The 16,648-nt window shown below is 30.8% G+C and carries 16 protein-coding genes; 2 read left to right on the top strand and 14 right to left on the bottom strand.

Translation table 11 applies throughout. From position 1 onward, the window contains the following. Nucleotides 1-20: 20 nt before the first annotated feature. From GQF29_RS15465 to GQF29_RS15455, 3 genes are all read right to left on the bottom strand, one after another. Nucleotides 21-1,247 (bottom strand): AI-2E family transporter, encoded by a 1,227-nt coding sequence (locus GQF29_RS15465; RefSeq protein ID WP_017143775.1) that lies wholly within the window; start codon nt 1,245-1,247, stop codon nt 21-23. Between the two features lie 83 nt (nt 1,248-1,330). Continuing rightward, complete coding sequence (locus GQF29_RS15460) at nt 1,331-2,992, bottom strand: DAK2 domain-containing protein (protein WP_008789923.1); 1,662 nt, start codon at nt 2,990-2,992, stop codon at nt 1,331-1,333. Between the two features lie 14 nt (nt 2,993-3,006). Beyond that, on the bottom strand, nt 3,007-3,363 hold the full coding sequence (locus GQF29_RS15455) for an Asp23/Gls24 family envelope stress response protein (protein ID WP_008789924.1): 357 nt from the start codon (nt 3,361-3,363) through the stop codon (nt 3,007-3,009). 318 nt (nt 3,364-3,681) lie between these two features. Here GQF29_RS15455 and rpmB point away from each other — a divergent pair, with 318 nt between their 5' ends. Both rpmB and GQF29_RS15445 read left to right on the top strand, forming a co-directional pair. Further along, entirely contained in the window at nt 3,682-3,867 is a 186-nt protein-coding gene (gene rpmB / locus GQF29_RS15450; RefSeq protein ID WP_008789925.1) for a 50S ribosomal protein L28, read from the top strand. Nucleotides 3,868-4,045: 178 nt separating this feature from the next. Beyond that, nucleotides 4,046-5,401 carry a glycoside hydrolase family 1 protein gene (locus tag GQF29_RS15445; RefSeq protein WP_054325111.1) on the top strand — a complete coding sequence of 452 codons (1,356 nt, stop codon included), beginning with the start codon at nt 4,046-4,048 and terminating at the stop codon, nt 5,399-5,401. A gap of 155 nt (nt 5,402-5,556) precedes the next feature. On the opposite strand, the gene GQF29_RS15440 is transcribed toward GQF29_RS15445, so the two are convergent. The 11 genes from GQF29_RS15440 to GQF29_RS15390 all read right to left on the bottom strand — a co-directional run bounded on the left by GQF29_RS15440 (nt 5,557) and on the right by GQF29_RS15390 (nt 16,591). After that, on the bottom strand, nt 5,557-6,273 hold the full coding sequence (locus tag GQF29_RS15440; RefSeq protein WP_008789928.1) for a hypothetical protein: 717 nt from the start codon (nt 6,271-6,273) through the stop codon (nt 5,557-5,559). 62 nt (nt 6,274-6,335) lie between these two features. After that, on the bottom strand, nt 6,336-7,409 hold the full coding sequence (locus GQF29_RS15435; protein WP_008789929.1) for a C45 family autoproteolytic acyltransferase/hydrolase: 1,074 nt from the start codon (nt 7,407-7,409) through the stop codon (nt 6,336-6,338). 124 nt (nt 7,410-7,533) lie between these two features. Beyond that, complete coding sequence (gene dnaJ / locus GQF29_RS15430) at nt 7,534-8,655, bottom strand: molecular chaperone DnaJ (protein ID WP_008789930.1); 1,122 nt, start codon at nt 8,653-8,655, stop codon at nt 7,534-7,536. Nucleotides 8,656-8,709: 54 nt separating this feature from the next. Next, entirely contained in the window at nt 8,710-10,524 is a 1,815-nt protein-coding gene (gene dnaK / locus GQF29_RS15425; RefSeq protein ID WP_008789931.1) for a molecular chaperone DnaK, read from the bottom strand. Nucleotides 10,525-10,544: 20 nt separating this feature from the next. Next, nucleotides 10,545-11,084: a nucleotide exchange factor GrpE gene (grpE, locus tag GQF29_RS15420; RefSeq protein ID WP_236916450.1), complete on the bottom strand. Its 540-nt coding sequence runs from the start codon at nt 11,082-11,084 to the stop codon at nt 10,545-10,547. 10 nt (nt 11,085-11,094) lie between these two features. Then, complete coding sequence (hrcA, locus tag GQF29_RS15415) at nt 11,095-12,129, bottom strand: heat-inducible transcriptional repressor HrcA (protein WP_008789933.1); 1,035 nt, start codon at nt 12,127-12,129, stop codon at nt 11,095-11,097. 569 nt (nt 12,130-12,698) lie between these two features. Continuing rightward, nucleotides 12,699-13,025, bottom strand: a complete 327-nt coding sequence (locus GQF29_RS15410; RefSeq protein ID WP_008789934.1) for a hypothetical protein — start codon at nt 13,023-13,025, stop codon at nt 12,699-12,701. A gap of 184 nt (nt 13,026-13,209) precedes the next feature. Continuing rightward, nucleotides 13,210-13,374 (bottom strand): hypothetical protein, encoded by a 165-nt coding sequence (locus GQF29_RS15405; RefSeq protein WP_008789935.1) that lies wholly within the window; start codon nt 13,372-13,374, stop codon nt 13,210-13,212. A gap of 1,517 nt (nt 13,375-14,891) precedes the next feature. Next, a complete protein-coding gene (locus GQF29_RS15400) occupies nt 14,892-15,137 on the bottom strand; it encodes a hypothetical protein (RefSeq protein ID WP_017143778.1) in 246 nt (81 codons plus the stop codon). A gap of 28 nt (nt 15,138-15,165) precedes the next feature. Then, complete coding sequence (locus GQF29_RS15395; protein WP_008789937.1) at nt 15,166-16,152, bottom strand: hypothetical protein; 987 nt, start codon at nt 16,150-16,152, stop codon at nt 15,166-15,168. 103 nt (nt 16,153-16,255) lie between these two features. Then, the gene (locus GQF29_RS15390) at nt 16,256-16,591 is read right to left on the bottom strand and encodes a hypothetical protein (RefSeq protein ID WP_008789938.1); all 336 of its coding nucleotides are present in this window, start codon (nt 16,589-16,591) and stop codon (nt 16,256-16,258) included. Nucleotides 16,592-16,648 lie beyond the last annotated feature (57 nt).

Raw genomic sequence — 16,648 nt, 5'->3', positions numbered from 1 at the left:
TAAGCAAAAAATGACGTTGGTTATCCAGCGTCATTTTTATGTTCATTAATCCCATCATTTTCATGAATAACGTAGCCATTTTTATCAGTTTTGATATGTCTTCGCTTTAATACATTATGTATCCAACGTCCAAATAATGTATAGGCAAAAGCAGTTAATGGAACTGCCGTGATCATACCTACAAGACCAAAAAGGTCACCAAGTATAAATATTGATAACATAACCCATAACCCTGGTAATCCAACAGATTTCCCAACAATACGAGGATAGATCAAATTATCTTCAATCTGTGATAGAACTTGGAAGAAAACGATAAACCAAATCATTGTTACAAAATCCTGTGACATCACGAGGAAAGCTCCAATAATCATCGCTGATATTGGACCAAAAACAGGCACCAAACTAAAAACAGCTATAATCATTGCAATTAATTCTGGATAAGGAAAGCCAAAGAATATCATCCCAATATAATAAATTATTCCAATAATACATGCTTCTGTCAATTGACCTGTAATAAAATTTTTAAAAATAACGTTAGCTTGATGACCATAATCAAATAATGCCATTGCTCTTTCTTCTCTTAAGAAAACAATAAATACTTTTCTCAATTGGCTAAGTAACCTTTCTTTCCCACTTAAAATATATAATGAGAACATAAAAGCCATAAACCATACAAAGAAAGTTCCCGTAAAAGTGACTGCATTGTCTAATAAACCGTTTGCACTGCTTGCTAGAAAATTAATTACATTTTTAAAGATATCATTCCAAGGCATATTCACAATATTATCAATTTGAACAATATTTTCTACACGATAATCAATATTCAACCAAATAAAAACCTCATCAATACTTGTGACAATACCCTTTAACAGATTCCCCATATTTGATAATAATTGTGCAAGGCTTTCAATGACTTTAGGTAATATAAAACTAACAATCAGTATTAAGACAATCAGTGCAAATATAATCGTTAATGTAATCGCAATACCTCTTGCACCCCGATTAATAATCCCTCTATCGTGAGAATGTTTTTTTATCTTTTGTTCAATGAACATCATCGGAATATTTAAAATATATGCAAAAACAATTGCTATAATCAACGGTTGCAATAAATCCAATAGAAAAAGAAAAACTTTTTCAATAATTATAAGATGACTTGCTACTAAATAAAAAGTAATAGAAAGCATAGCAAGTATTAACCATGGTTTTATCTTATGAAATTCTTCTTTTGTCATCCAATTCTTCATCTTATCCCTCTATTCATATTTATATTATAATATATTTTTTTAATAGTTGATACAAAAAAGAGCCCTAAGGACTCTCATCTTACTTATTCTACTCCTAATATAAATGAATACACAGGTTGTTTTCCATCTACACATTCAAGTTCAGCATCAAAATGTTCTTCAACATAAGTTTCTGCTTCTGCAACTTCTTCAGCAGTTACGTCTTCACCATAAATTAATGTAATAATTTCTGAATCTTCATCAACCAATCCATTTAAAGTTTCCTTTAATGCATCAATCTTACTAGGTACACATGCCGTAATTTCTTTTTCACATAATGCCATATACTGATTAGCTTTAATATCAACACCATCAATATTTGTATCCTTAATTGCAAAAGTAACTTGACCAGTTTTGACATTAGCAATAGCATCATTCATTTCTGCAAGATTTTCTGTTAAAGAAACTTCTGGATTATACATAATACATGCAGATAATCCCTGAGGAATTGTTTTAGAAGGAATAACCTGAACATCAATTTCATCTTCTAAAATAATTGCAGCTTGCTGAGCAGTCATGACAATATTGGAATTGTTTGGTAATATAATCGCATGCTTTGCATTAACATCACGGATAGCTTGAACAATATCTTCTGCTGAAGGATTCATTGTTTGCCCGCCACTAACAACATAATCACAATGTAATTCTAAGAACATATCTTTAATTCCATCACCAGCAGCCACACTAATAATTGCTACTTCTTTTGCTTCTTTTTGTTGTGGAACAACAGGTGTTGCCTTACCAGCTGGAATATCAGCATTTGATTCAATAATAGAATTATGCTGTTCTTGCATATTCTCAATCTTTAACTTTACAAATTCTCCATATCTTTGAGCAGCATTTAAAGCATTCCCTGGTTTTAAAGTATGGACATGAACTTTCACTATATCATCATCTTGAACAACAACAATACTGTTTCCAGGTAATCTTTCTAATTCGCTCTTCAAGCTATCTTCTTTAAAGGCTTTCATTTTTGCTTCATCTAATCTTAAAATAAATTCAGTACAATAACCATAGCCTTCTTCTCCGTCAGATTCTACATCTGCCAAAGCTTCTTTCGCTGCTTCACCTTTGATTTCTACTCTTTCAATTTGTTCTCCAGCTAATGCTGCCATAAATCCTGTGAACACCAATAACAAACCAGCTCCACCACTATCTACAACACCAACTTCTTTTAAAACTGGTAAAAGTTCTGGTGTTCTTTCTAATGATTCTTCGGCTTCTTTCACAAAATATGAGAAGACATCTTCAATTTCCATATCATCTTTTGCATATTTCACAACAGCATCACTTGATTCTCTAATAACAGTTAAAATAGTTCCTTCAACTGGTCTCATAACTGCTTTATATGCAACCTTTGCACCATTTTGGAAGGCGTTTGCGAATTCAACAGCATTAACTTCTTTCTTTCCTTCAAAGGCCATAGAAACACCTCTAAAGATTTGTGATAAGATGACACCTGAATTCCCTCTTGCTCCCATCAACAATCCTTTAGATAATTTTTTAGCAACTTCATAAATATCATTAGAGTCAAGTTTTTCAATCTCACTTGCTCCAGCACTAAACGTTAAAGACATATTTGTTCCAGTATCCCCATCAGGAACAGGGAAAACATTTAATGCATCAATTTCAGGATGATTGTTATGCAACACAATCGCTCCAGTTACAACCATCTCTTTAAATAGACGACCATCTATAATCTTCATGACTTACCTCCAACCTAATCTATTACTCGAATGCTTTGTACAAAAACATTCACGGCTTCAATATCAACGTCTAAAGTCGTTTCTAATACATATTTGACTTTCTTTTGGACTTCATAAACAACTTCAGATATCTTTACCCCATAACCAACAATAATATATACATTTAAAATAATCCCAGTATCGCCATCTTCTACAACAATACCTTTAGAATAATTTTCTCTCCCCAATAAATCATAAAAGCCATCTTTCATAATTTTCTGGCTTGCCATTCCAACAACCCCATAGCATTCAGTAGCAGCCCCACCTGTTATACTTGCAACAACATCTAATGAAAGATTAATATCTCCTAAATCTGTAGTCTTTGTGATCATATCTCTTCCTCCGATCTTATTTTATACATATATACAGTATATATATTATATCTTATTTTTAAATCATTGACAAACATTTCACACATAATGCATACGAATTATACCCCAGTTAAAATCATATGTAAATGAAAAGCGTAAAAAAATGTTGAAATATTCGCACATTTCATATATGATAGATATGCAAATCAAGTCAATTGATTAAATACAGCACTTTTTTAATTCTTTCAAAAAAAGTAAAAAAAGTGTTTGCAATTTTTCTTTTTTAGTGATATTATATCAAAGTATGTGAAACATAAGTTGTAAAGGATGGTGAAGAAAATGGCTAGAAAATGTGAAGTTAGTGGTAAAGGACCAATGTCTGGTAATACTCGTTCTCATGCATTAAATGCATCAAGAAGAAAATGGAATGTAAACTTACAAAAAGCTACTATTTTAGTCAATGGTAAACCAAAAAAAGTAAAAATTTCAGCGAGAGAATTAAGAAGTCTTAGAAAAAGCGCTTAATAATAAAGATTGTATCCTCCGGGATACTTTTTTTATTTTTATTATATGAAACTTTATTTCATTTATTCGTATATTTTAATATGTTTTATGAAACCCATAACCTATCTCTCCTTCTGCTCTTTTCATATCCCTTATTTTTTTATACAATGAAGAGGAAATCATTAAAGGAGGACAAATAATGAAATTTCCAGAAGGTTTTTTATGGGGCGGAGCAGTTACTGCCCATCAAAGTGAAGGTGCATATACAGAAGGAGGAAAATCACCCGCTGTCTGTGATTTATTCCCTAAGCCTGAACATTCGGATTTTAAAGATGGTATTGATGCCTATCATCGTTATGATGAAGACTTTGCATTATTTGAAGAAATGGGATTTACAAGTTATCGCTTCTCAATTGACTGGTCACGTGTTATGCCAGATGGAGAACATTTTAGTGAAGAAGGCATGGCTTTTTATGATCGTTTTATCAATAGTATGATTGCTCATGGTATGGAACCAATGTGCTCATTATACCATTTTGAAATGCCCCAAGTCCTGATGAACGAATATAATGGATTTTATTCAAGAATTGTTGTTGATAAATTCATTACATATGCAAATAAGATGATTGAACGTTATGGTGATCGTGTTAAAAAATGGATATCTTTTAACGAACAAAATGGGATTGCTTTAGAAGGCCATAAAATTGCATATGGTGCCATTTGCCCAGAAGGTGTCAATGAGGAATCTTTTATCAATCAATTGATTCATAATTCCTTATATGCTCATGCTAAAGTTGTTGAAAAAGTTCATACAATAAAAGATGCTATAGTTTTAGGAATGGTTATTTATATTCCACATTATGCAGCAACTTGTCATCCACTAGATGAATTGGCAGCCAGAAAACAAATGAGCAAAACAAATGTCTTCTTAGATATGTTTGTTTATGGTGAATACTCATCATATTATTGGAGTCAAATGGTAAAAAATAATACATTGCCTGACATTCAGGAAGGTGATTTAGAAGTCATGAGAAAAAATACAGTAGATTGGCTTTCATTCAGTTATTACATGAGCGCGACTGCAAAGGATGGAAGTAGTGGTGTAAAAGCTGGTGGCAACTTACAAGTTGAACTCAATCCTTATTTAAAAGCATCTGAATGGGGATGGACAATTGACCCAATTGGTATAAGAATCGCTTTACGAGATTTATATGAAAAATACAGAATGCCAATCATGGTTGTAGAAAATGGTTTTGGTATGCGTGATATATTTGAAAATGGTACTGTGATTGATGATGAACGTATTTATTATATGAAAGATCATATTGAACAAATTGGTATTGCTATAGAAGAAGGGGTAGATTGTAGAGGGTATCTGATGTGGGGCCCTATTGATATTTTATCTTCACAAGGCGAAATGGGAAAACGTTATGGTATGATTTATGTCAATAGAGATGACAAAGATTTAAAAGATATGAAACGTTATAAGAAAAAATCATTCAACTGGTATCAAAAAGTTATTCATACAAACGCAAAAGACATTGAAATCGATTAACATTTTCCTTAAGCAGCACACATGTGCTGCTTTTATACTGTAAAGTTCCTTTGTCAATACACACTAAAAGTATTTTAAAACTTATTATTACCAAATGCATTGTAACAATGTCATTCATGGATTTCTCTCATTTATTTGCAGATATTATAACTCTTTTATTTCTCCCATGTTCTTGGTCTCAATAAATTCTTTGGTATCTTTGTATAACGATTGCCATGACATCCATTCAACTGAATTTGTGTTAAAAATAAACTTTGACTCAAATCTGCATTTTCAACTTTAGCATCTCTCAAATCAGTTCCTAAAAACACATAATTACAACAATCCTTTCCACGAAAATCTTCACCTATCATTATTCTCATACTCAAATCGTGAGTGTATTGCTGACATATTTCTTTTAATCGTTGGCTTACTTTTTGATGATACTTATCTAAATCAACCGTTGAATTATTCAAAACATTCTCTCTCACTTTTAAATTCTCGAGAATTAACTGTTCTAATTGAAAATTCGGATGAATATGATAAGCATCAATGAGATAACTAAGCATCTGTTGGAGTTGAACAACTTTCTGAAAAACTCCAAATATAACCATAGCATTTTCACTACTACGCCATGAAGGCAACTTTTGTGAAACGATTTGTCCTGCTCCAAAGCAATCATAAATCATACATCCCTTCATCTTCATTTCTTTTAGTGAATTGTAAATATGACACTGATTATTATCTAATAAATGATTGCATGGGTTCCCTGCTAATTTATCTTCTGGAAAACCATCTATTTTAGAAAAATATAAGGCCACACAACATAATCCATGGCATTCATGACATTGAATCTTCAAATTCTCCTGTAATCGTTCAATATTTAGTTTCATAGTAGACCTCCTTTGTTTCATTATAATGAAACAAAAGAAAAAGTACAATATCATAATTGTACTTACTTTAACGAAAATTCATGTGCTGGTTGATCATATTTTCTTCCCATAATCATTTTTGCTGTTAAATCCGTATTATTATAAAGAATAGACCATTGTGTTGCGCTCTCTTCTCCTCTTTCATTTTTATGTATATTAGAAGATGCTGCTTTTAAAATATCCATTCCTGCCTGTTCATCTTTTAAAATCCCTTTATTTTGATCTAAGATTGTCTTCATCTTTTCATAACGATCTTGTCCATGTCCAAAGTCATAATCTCCAGGTGTTAACAAGAAGTTCGTTGCCATTTGGTAAGACTTATCATCTTTAACCAGACTTATCTCGTTATTAATATATTCAACAACAACACTTTTCCCATTTGCATCAGCAATTTGGAAATGATAAGCACTTTTGGCAGAAGAATGCATATCATATTGTTTTAAAAATTCAATTGCTTCATCAACCGTTGAAGCTTTATCCAAAACCAATCTCACAGCAGTTGTTGTTGTAATATCAATTTTATCTGTCTGCTGGTTAGTTGCTTCATCAGGTATTAACAAGACTCCAATTGATAAACCTTTCTCATTTAAGCCATCTAATGGCGCATAAGGTGCAGCCAAGGTAATAATTTGCTTTGTTAACGAATCAGGTTGCTTATCTTCATTAAACCCTAAAAACCCTAAATTAACAGTCGACATAGATGCATACCCATTATCAGGTTGCGTCTTCACAAATAATGCTGGTGAATAAGTTAAATCAAAATTTCTGCCAAAAATTCTATCTCCATCTTGCGTCTCAGCATTAAATGTAGAGCAACCCAAATTAGGAATAGAGAATTCAACAGGTAATCCCTTTAATAATTTTTTGACAACAAAATCAACCAATTCAGCATCATTACTTGCTCCAGTTTTTAAAAAGTCATCAAATCCATAATCGCCATCATATTCCATAGTATACAATGTATAATCATCTATTTTTTCTAATGACATTAAAGATGAAATTTCATGTCTAAACACTATATAAAAAACACTTCCAGCAACAATCACTATAACCAATATAGTCAATAAGGTTCTTTTTAATATTTTCTTCCAGTTCATACTTTCCCTCCAAATTTCCAACTTGTTGTATTATAACAAAGATTATCACAATGTCAATATACTTTAAAAAATTTAATTAAATATTTTAAAGTAAAAAAGATAGTGCTGAAGGGCACTATCTTTTTTACTTCTTAAATCCTTTTTTGAATTGCTCAAAAATGGAATCTTTTTTAGCATTCTTTCTTAACTTAGTATACAAATCTTTCTCATCTCTAGAAAGTTTAGTTGGAATCTTAACATCAATTTTAACAAACTGATCTCCATAATTATCACTACGTAAATCCTTAACACCTTTTCCCTTAAGACGTAAAGTTGTTCCAGGTTGGGTACCTTCAGGCACCTTGAGTGTAACATCACCATAAACAGTTGGAACATCAACATCACATCCTAAAGTTGCATCTACTGCCGAAATTGGAATTGTTATATAAATGTTCTTACCATCACGTTGAAAATGCTGATGTGGTCTTACATAAATTTCTACATAAAGATCTCCATTTTGTCCACCATTGGCACCTCTATGTCCTTTACCTTGAACACGTAACTGTTGATGTGTATTAATACCAGCAGGTATATTTAGTTCAACAGTAATATTTTTATTGATATATCCTTTACCCTTACAATGATCACATTTTTCTTTAACAACTTTACCAGTTCCATTACAATCAGGGCAAGTTGTTTGGTTCACAAATGTACCAAATGGTGAACGTTGTTGTGTACGGATTGTTCCAGTACCACCACAACGTGAACACGTTTGAACATCATCAGGTGACTTTGCTCCACTTCCATGACAATGCGAACACTGTTCATCAAAATTAATTTTAATCTCTGTTTTCTTACCTTTGATTGCATCCATGAAGTCAATCTCTAATTGAACAAAACGATCTTCCCCACGCATTGGACCTGTCTTTCTTTGACGCTGTCCTCCACCACCAAAGAATGAACCAAAAATATCTCCTAAGTCAACATCTTCAAAGCCACCAAATCCACCGAATCCGCCAGCTCCTCCAAATCCTCCTGATTGATCAAATGCCGCATGACCATAACGATCATATGCAGCTTTTTTATTATCATCTGATAAAACATCATACGCTTCTTGTACTTCTTTAAATTTATCTTCTGCACCAGGATCCTTGTTAACATCAGGGTGATATTTCTTAGCCATTTTTCGATATGCACGTTTGATTTCATCTGCACTGGCACTTTTAGAAACACCAAGCACCTCATAATAATCTCTTTTATCAGCCATATTCTCACCTCTTGACTAGATAAAACCAAGGCAAAGCCTTGGCTTTATACTATCCTAATTTTTTTCTGTAAAGTCTGCATCGACAACATCATCATTATTTGATGCTGTTTGTGTATCACCTGTCGGATTAGCTCCTTGACCTTGTTGATATTGATATGCTGCCATTTGTTGTGCAACTTGTTCTAATTCAGTCATCTTAGTTTCAAGTGTAGCCATATCATTATCATCTAAAGCTTTCTTTAATTCATCTCTTAAAGCAGTTGCTTGTGTTTTTTGATTTTCATCAATCTTATCACCTTGTTCAGCTAATGCTTTATCAATTTCATTAATCATTTGTTCTGCTTTATTTCTTGTTTCAATATCTTTACGTTTTTGTTCATCTTCAGCCTTATTAGCTTCAGCCTCTTTTACCATTCTATCAATTTCTTCATCACTTAATCCAGTTGAATTTTGAATTGTAATAGATTGTTCTTTTTGTGATTTCATATCTTTCGCTTTAACATTAACAATACCATTAACATCAATACTGAATGTAACCTCAATTTGTGGAACACCTCTTGGAGCTGGTTCAATACCATCTAATTTAAATAAACCTAATTGTTTATTATCTTTAGCCATAGATCTTTCACCTTGTAATACATTGATATCAACAGCTGGCTGATTATCTGCAGCAGTAGAGAAAATTTGTGATTTTGTTGTTGGAATTGTTGTATTTCTTTCAATTAATACAGTCATAACTCCACCCATAGTTTCAATACCTAATGATAATGGTGTAACATCTAATAAAACGATATCTTTAACATCACCAGTAATAACTCCACCTTGAATAGCTGCACCCATAGATACAACTTCATCAGGATTCACTGATTTGTTAGGTTCTTTTCCAAGTAATCTTTTCACTGATTCTTGTACAGCAATAATACGAGTAGATCCACCTACCAATAAAACTTGATCAATTTCACTTGGAGAAATACCAGCATCACTTAATGCTTGTTTCACTGGTCCTTCAGTACGAACAACCAAATCTTTAGTTAATTCATCAAATTTAGCTCTTGTTAATGTTAATTCTAAATGCAATGGACCTGCTGCACCAGCAGAGATAAATGGTAATGAAATTTGTGTTTGCATAACTCCTGATAAATCTTTTTTCGCTTTTTCAGCAGCTTCTTTAACACGTTGCATTGCCATTTTATCAGCACTCAAATCAACACCTTGATCCTTTTTAAATTCAGCAACAATCCAGTTCATAACTTTTTCATCAAAGTCATCTCCACCTAAACGGTTATCTCCAGCTGTCGCTAATACTTCAAACATACCATCTGCCAAATCAAGGATTGAAACGTCAAATGTTCCTCCTCCTAAGTCATATACCAATACTTTTTGTTCAGTATCTAATTTATCAACACCAAATGCTAAAGCAGCAGCAGTAGGTTCGTTAATGATACGTTCAACATCTAGTCCCGCAATTTTACCAGCATCTTTTGTAGCTTGTCTTTGTGCATCATTGAAATATGCTGGTACAGTAATAACTGCTTTTGTAACTGTTTCACCCAAATATGCTTCTGCAGTTGCTTTTAAGTTTTGTAAAATCATTGCAGAGATTTCTTGAGGTGTATATTCTTTACCATTTACATTTTCTTTATAATTTGTACCCATATGTCTTTTTACAGACATAACTGTATCTTTATTAGTAACAGCTTGACGTTTTGCAGCTTCACCAACAACGATTTCTCCATTTTTGAATGCAACAACTGATGCAGTTGTTCTTAATCCTTCAGGATTTGCAATAACTTTTGCTTCTCCATTTTCCATCACACTTACGCATGAGTTTGTAGTACCTAAATCAATACCAATAATTTTGTTTCCCATAATATAAATCCTCCTTATAACTATTCATTAACTTTAACTAAAGATGCACGAATAACGCGATCTTTCAATTTATAACCTTTTTGAAGTTCTTCCACAACGATATTTGAATCAAAATTTTCATCGTTGGTTGTCATCACAGCCTGATGGAAATTTGGATCAAATTCCTTACCTTGAGCTTCAATCGCTTCAACACCATTCTTTTCAAGAATAGCCATTAACTGATCAAAAATCATTTGATACCCTTTTAAGAATGTTTGAATTTCTTCACTCGGTTCCTGAACATTCAAAGAACGTTCAAAATTGTCAACTACAGGAAGTAATTCTTCAATAAAATCTTGCATCATAAATTTCATAGAGTTTTGATGTTCTTTTTCTAACCTTCTCTTTGAGTTTTCCATATCTGCAAAAACTTTATAATAATCCGTCTTCCATGTATTCACTTCTTCTTCAAGCTTTGCAACTTTATCCTCAAGTGAATCAGTTGCTGTTTCTTCAACAACTTCTGTTTCTTCTTGCTTTACTTCTTCATCAACTTTTTTTTCTTTCTTTTCCTTTGCCATACTTTCACCTCTATTCATCATCTTCATCATTGCTTAGCAAAACTGTTTCTAAACTTTTAGAAATATACTCAACCAAAGAAACAACTTTTTCATAAGGCATACGTGTTGGCCCTATAACCGATATTGATCCTTTGGATTCATTGCCTGTTTTAAACGATGCACTGATGACAGAGACATCACTTAAATCTTCAATGGGTGATTCACTTCCAATCCTTACACTTACACCCTCTTCAATAGCAATAGGTTCTAAACTTTTCCATGACTGTGAATTCTCAAAAGCAGAGACCAGCTGTCTAAGTTTATTCACATCATTATATTCAGGTTGATACAACATATTTTCTTTACCCGAGAAATAAACATTACTATTGGCGAATTTCATAAATGATTCTAAAAACGCATTGAATAAAACTTCATGTTCTTTAATTCGAGCACTCAATATTGGCCGCACATCTCTTTCCAAGCGATAAGCCACTTGATTAATTGGTGTTCCATCCAACAAATCATTCATAACATTCACACAACTTGTTAAATCTTCTAAATAAGCATTATTCTTAACTTTAAAAATACGATTTTCAACATGCCCTTTGTCTGTTACAATAATTGCTGTCACACTATGCTCTGTCAAAGGAACAAGTGTAATATTTTGCAATCGTTCATAATCAGAATTAGGACCTAAAGCTACTGTAGTCAAATGAGTAAGTTCACTTAAAATTTGACAACTTTCCTGAATAATCTCATTTAAAGAGCGATGCCGGTCACCAAGAATCATAGCAACTTGATTTTTGACATCGTCATCAACATTAGGCTGCATTAATGTATTGACATAAAAGCGATACCCTTGTGTTGAGGGCACACGTCCTGATGACGTATGTGTTTTTTCTAAATATCCATTTTCTTCAAGAAATGACATTTCATTACGAATTGTCGCACTTGAATAAGGAAGCATATACTTTGTCATAAGTGTTTTTGAACCAACTGGTTCAGCTGTTTCAACAAACTCTTCAACAATACACTTGAATATAAGCAATTGTCGTGCACTCAGCATATCACAACCTCCTTTTAGCACTCCTTTTATCTTTGTGCTAATTTTATTATACTCATGTTTTTAGCACTGTCAACACTTTTGTGCTAAAAAACAAAAATAACTGAATTCAATTCAGTTATCAACTCTGCACTCCCCTTTATATAAACAAAAGAGATCAATACATATATGAATATCAACAGGATGTTTCTTAAATACGTTTTCCTTAGTTCTTTTTGTTGTTTCATAAAATAAGTAAAAATATCTTGTAGCATCCTTTTCAGTTCTAAAAACAAAATCCTGCTAAACCTAAACCACACAATGAGAACATTAACAATCATCGAACGGATCATTTCGAACCAATCGTATAGTTGAGTTTTTCCTATAATAGTTCTTATTTTTTACTAAATACACATAGATAAAAACTAGCAACTAACACATATAAACAACAAAACAGGAATATATATAATATATAACAATCATGCAGAAAACAAATCTAAACAAGCTAATATAAGTTTAAAATATTTGAATGTTCTCATAAAAAAGTATCCTCCTTATAATTATTAATATATGAGGGATAAATCCCCCATATATTAATAAAATACTCTATGTTTATCTAAATATAATACAGCCACTCCAACTCCTAATACTGCTGCACACATAAACGCTACACCACCAATATATAACGCAGCGTTAGCGATTGCAGGTCCAAATAATGCAACACCTTTCCAATAAGCAATAGTAGCTAAAGATTTCATAAAACCAGCTGTGATACCACATTGATATGATGCGATTTTTCTAATGGCACTACTTCTATTCCATAATCCCTTTAAATTCCTTGCTAATGTAGCACTACCACCTTTCCCATTTTCTTCAACATCTAACTCTAAAAACTCTTTATCTTCAATAAAAAGATACATATCAGACTTTCTTAGAAATAAAGCCTGATTATATATATATCCTGCATCATATACAAAAAAGTAAAAAGCTCTTTTTTTTCATTTGATCAGAGTTTCTCAATAGGTCATCTAATGTCTTTATAAATTCATCAACTTCTTCCTTCACCTTTGGTATCCCCATTACAATCAGTGGAACAAAATGACTTTATAATATTTTTAAATAGATATCCTTTCGACAAACATCTTTTCGATAATCAATCTTGATAAAATAAATAAGCATCCCTTGAACAAATAGAAAAACAAGCAATGTACCTAGATTTAAGACTTCATTTTCTAAAAAACGCATGACTGTTGACCATAGAATAGTCATTTCAACTATCCATAAATAGACCTTAATGACCTTAAAATTAAAAACTTTAATAAAAGTATAAATAAGCAAAAACATGCTATAGTCATTGCACCACCAAAATAACTCATCATCACCTTCACTCTCACCTCTTATTCACTATACATTTATAATCCCTATTTGTAAAATCAACAGTACAAAGAGCAATTATCTTGATATCTTTATTGACTTACTATTTTATGAAGATTTAAAGTGATCAAATATTAATAAATACAATAATTAAGACTATGCCAATAACTGTTCCCAAGCGCAAAGAAGTAAATAACAATTTTTTCGTTTATTGTCAATGTTTTAAAAATCAATCAGATTCATTTTTTACCATAAATAAAAATCCCAATAGCAACAACAATAGAAATAATATTATAAATCAAATAGTATCATCTTGAAAAGGAATCACTTATCTTGAACCTAAAAGTAGCAATGCTAATATATATGTAAACCAATCACTAAATTTCATTTTCCCCTCTCATAAGAACAACATTTAATAAATAAATTATATATGATAATAATTCCGATAGAAATCAAGTAAAAATATTCAAAATCATTTATAATTTATATTTAATTATATAGTACATAGTTCCTGATACAACAATATCAAAACAGATCATTCCAACTTGAAGTACAAGAGGCATACTATCAAAAAAAAGATGGTAACGCCAGGAATCCAGTAACTATTAACAAAACAAATAAAATACATATAATAGCTATTTTAAGTTTTTCCAATTTATTAGACTCCATTCTTTTACTTATAATTTCCATACTCCATAACAATTATCCTATAATCATGTATCGTGTTTCTCCCATATTTTAATTATCACAGAACTGATAGAAGACCGTTTTATACTCCCATTATCATTCCACAGAAATCACTAAGTTCCTGTGCTCCAAGCCATCTACATGTATATTTTTTTATCATATTTTTTATTGTACTACTCAAAATATTTTTAATAGATTAGCCCCCATACAAATCATAAATTGCAAAGACAACAATATTCACATGATTTAAAAAGACAACATCTAAATACAGTATTCCACCTTCTTCAATTTCTACGTAATTTAATATAAATCAGAAAGCAATGTTATAGTACATTGTTATAGTACATTGTTATAGTACATTGCCTTGCAATATTGTAATTTTTAAAATCCAAACGAAATTGATGAATAGTCCCAATCGTAAGAGTATCACAAAAATTAAGTTGAAAAGCCTCATTCATTATAGATACAAGATAGAATCCCATAAAACGCTCGTTAAGAATCATTAGACTATTATTAGTCATTTACTTATGCAGATATATTTATCAATATTATATTCCTTATCAGTATCATAAACAGAAGAATCAATCTGATAAACATATCTGATGTTATTCTTGGTCTAAATTTAAGTGGTTTTGAGACAGCAAATTCTAAAATCTTTTAATAACATAGATTCATTAAATTGAGTTATATTTTTTGATAAATCTAACTAAATATTCTAAAAGCATTTATAGCCAACTGATTAAATCAATAATATATACAATCCATTTCCTTATTTTAGAATCACAAACACCCAGATAGAAAGTAACTCCTATCGAATAACAAACAAAAAATATTATGGATCCCAACCAAATAGCTCCATTACATAACTCAGAATTTAAAAGAATAGCAATAATACCTAATATTGATAAAACATCTGTAATTATCAACAAATTAATAACTAACTTCTTATTAACAAACTTCTGGTTTTTCATCAGCATCTTCCTTTCATTTTTATTTATTTTATCGAAAAATATTCCTATAAATTTTCCTTCTTATTTGTATACTGGATGTACCATTTATATAATTTTTCAATTCATTAATTCTCGTATTATATAAATCAATAATTTGAAAATTCCAATTATCTTCTTCACAAAACAAATTCAACATTGACAATATTTTTATTTTATTGCTTTCTCTATTCAAACAAATTCTTAAGTCTATATAATCAAATATCAAATCTAAACATTCTATTTCTATTGATTGACCATATTTCAAAATAATGAGTTCTATTATATTATCTAATTTAAATAAATATTCACTTAAATAATTTTTATTCAAAACAATCATTAATTTTAAGCAGTTCAACATTTCATTTGGTTTATTAATAACATCATCAATATTCTTTTCTAGATAACTAATATGCCAACTGATTAATTCTAAATTGACAACACTAGTGAAAAGAAGTTCATTAAAAAAATATTTACTATGAGTGTCTTTAAAACTATTAAGAAAATTAATTGTAACTTTATATAAAATATATGAAAACAATAAAAATAGAAACAAATATAACTGCCAGTATATTCCAATCGCAAATAAAGTGAAAGCCAATAAAAAAATATATATATTTTCTTGTTTATATATTTTCTTCATTAAAGAATATTTCTCATTAAAATTATTTAAGTTAACATCACTTAGATCACACAAATTTTTATAGAAAACATAATTTGATGGTCCAAATAGAACGATTAATTTTCCATCAACCAAAACAATCGGATATAAACATATAACTGAATATTTTATTTTTTTTATTTTGCATAATAAAATAAAAAAAATAGTTTTTAAATAATGGAGACATAGCCCAGAAGTCATCAATACCATAATATAAAAACAAAAATAAAAAATAGCATGATCAACAAATATTTCTATACTAATTATATAAATATACAATAAAAATGAAATAAGTGTTGTTAGTATAAGCATACCTAAATAATAAATATAAGTTTTCATTATTGTTTCACCAAATATCTTTCTATATAATTTTTTTTATAAACAATATCTAAATAGCAGCAAATAAGCAGCTGCCATTTAGGACAATGTAATACTTCCCTTGTTAATAAAAAGTTCTTTTATTATACAGATATATCATAAATGCTGCAGTTCCTGCAAGCGCTATTCCAGCTAGCCAAAAACCGCCAATAGTCAAAGCAGTTCTTGTTACAACATATCCGAATTTGCAGACTGCTTTAATATAAGACATCTTAGCAATTGTTCCAATAGTTCCTAAAGTTATCCCTACTGCCTTACAAGACATTCTAAACCCTTGACTTCTACCCCATAATCCCTTGATATTCTTATAGAGCATTGTCATGCTTCCACCATCTAAATACATCATCTCCTCTTCTTCAATTTCTACATAGTTTCTTGGTAAATTCATTGTTAATTCCATAACATTCTCCTCCTTTTCTTTACCAAAATTTATATAAAATAGAGTTATGTATATACT

The sequence above is a fragment of the Coprobacillus cateniformis genome (genome assembly GCF_009767585.1).
Lineage (GTDB): Bacteria > Bacillota_I > Bacilli_A > Erysipelotrichales > Coprobacillaceae > Coprobacillus > Coprobacillus cateniformis.
Note: the sequence above shows the minus strand (reverse complement) of the source record. Positions and strands in the feature narration are given on the sequence as shown.

Coding starts and splice junctions, on each gene's coding strand:
- GQF29_RS15465 (WP_017143775.1), bottom strand. CDS start 1,247: ATGAAGAATTGGATGACAAAAGAAGAATTTCATAAGATAAAACCATGG.
- GQF29_RS15460 (WP_008789923.1), bottom strand. CDS start 2,992: ATGAAGATTATAGATGGTCGTCTATTTAAAGAGATGGTTGTAACTGGA.
- GQF29_RS15455 (WP_008789924.1), bottom strand. CDS start 3,363: ATGATCACAAAGACTACAGATTTAGGAGATATTAATCTTTCATTAGAT.
- rpmB (WP_008789925.1), top strand. CDS start 3,682: ATGGCTAGAAAATGTGAAGTTAGTGGTAAAGGACCAATGTCTGGTAAT.
- GQF29_RS15445 (WP_054325111.1), top strand. CDS start 4,046: ATGAAATTTCCAGAAGGTTTTTTATGGGGCGGAGCAGTTACTGCCCAT.
- GQF29_RS15440 (WP_008789928.1), bottom strand. CDS start 6,273: ATGAAACTAAATATTGAACGATTACAGGAGAATTTGAAGATTCAATGT.
- GQF29_RS15435 (WP_008789929.1), bottom strand. CDS start 7,409: ATGAACTGGAAGAAAATATTAAAAAGAACCTTATTGACTATATTGGTT.
- dnaJ (WP_008789930.1), bottom strand. CDS start 8,655: ATGGCTGATAAAAGAGATTATTATGAGGTGCTTGGTGTTTCTAAAAGT.
- dnaK (WP_008789931.1), bottom strand. CDS start 10,524: ATGGGAAACAAAATTATTGGTATTGATTTAGGTACTACAAACTCATGC.
- grpE (WP_236916450.1), bottom strand. CDS start 11,084: ATGGCAAAGGAAAAGAAAGAAAAAAAAGTTGATGAAGAAGTAAAGCAA.
- hrcA (WP_008789933.1), bottom strand. CDS start 12,129: ATGCTGAGTGCACGACAATTGCTTATATTCAAGTGTATTGTTGAAGAG.
- GQF29_RS15410 (WP_008789934.1), bottom strand. CDS start 13,025: ATGTATCTTTTTATTGAAGATAAAGAGTTTTTAGAGTTAGATGTTGAA.
- GQF29_RS15405 (WP_008789935.1), bottom strand. CDS start 13,374: ATGACTATTCTATGGTCAACAGTCATGCGTTTTTTAGAAAATGAAGTC.
- GQF29_RS15400 (WP_017143778.1), bottom strand. CDS start 15,137: ATGAAAAACCAGAAGTTTGTTAATAAGAAGTTAGTTATTAATTTGTTG.
- GQF29_RS15395 (WP_008789937.1), bottom strand. CDS start 16,152: ATGAAAACTTATATTTATTATTTAGGTATGCTTATACTAACAACACTT.
- GQF29_RS15390 (WP_008789938.1), bottom strand. CDS start 16,591: ATGGAATTAACAATGAATTTACCAAGAAACTATGTAGAAATTGAAGAA.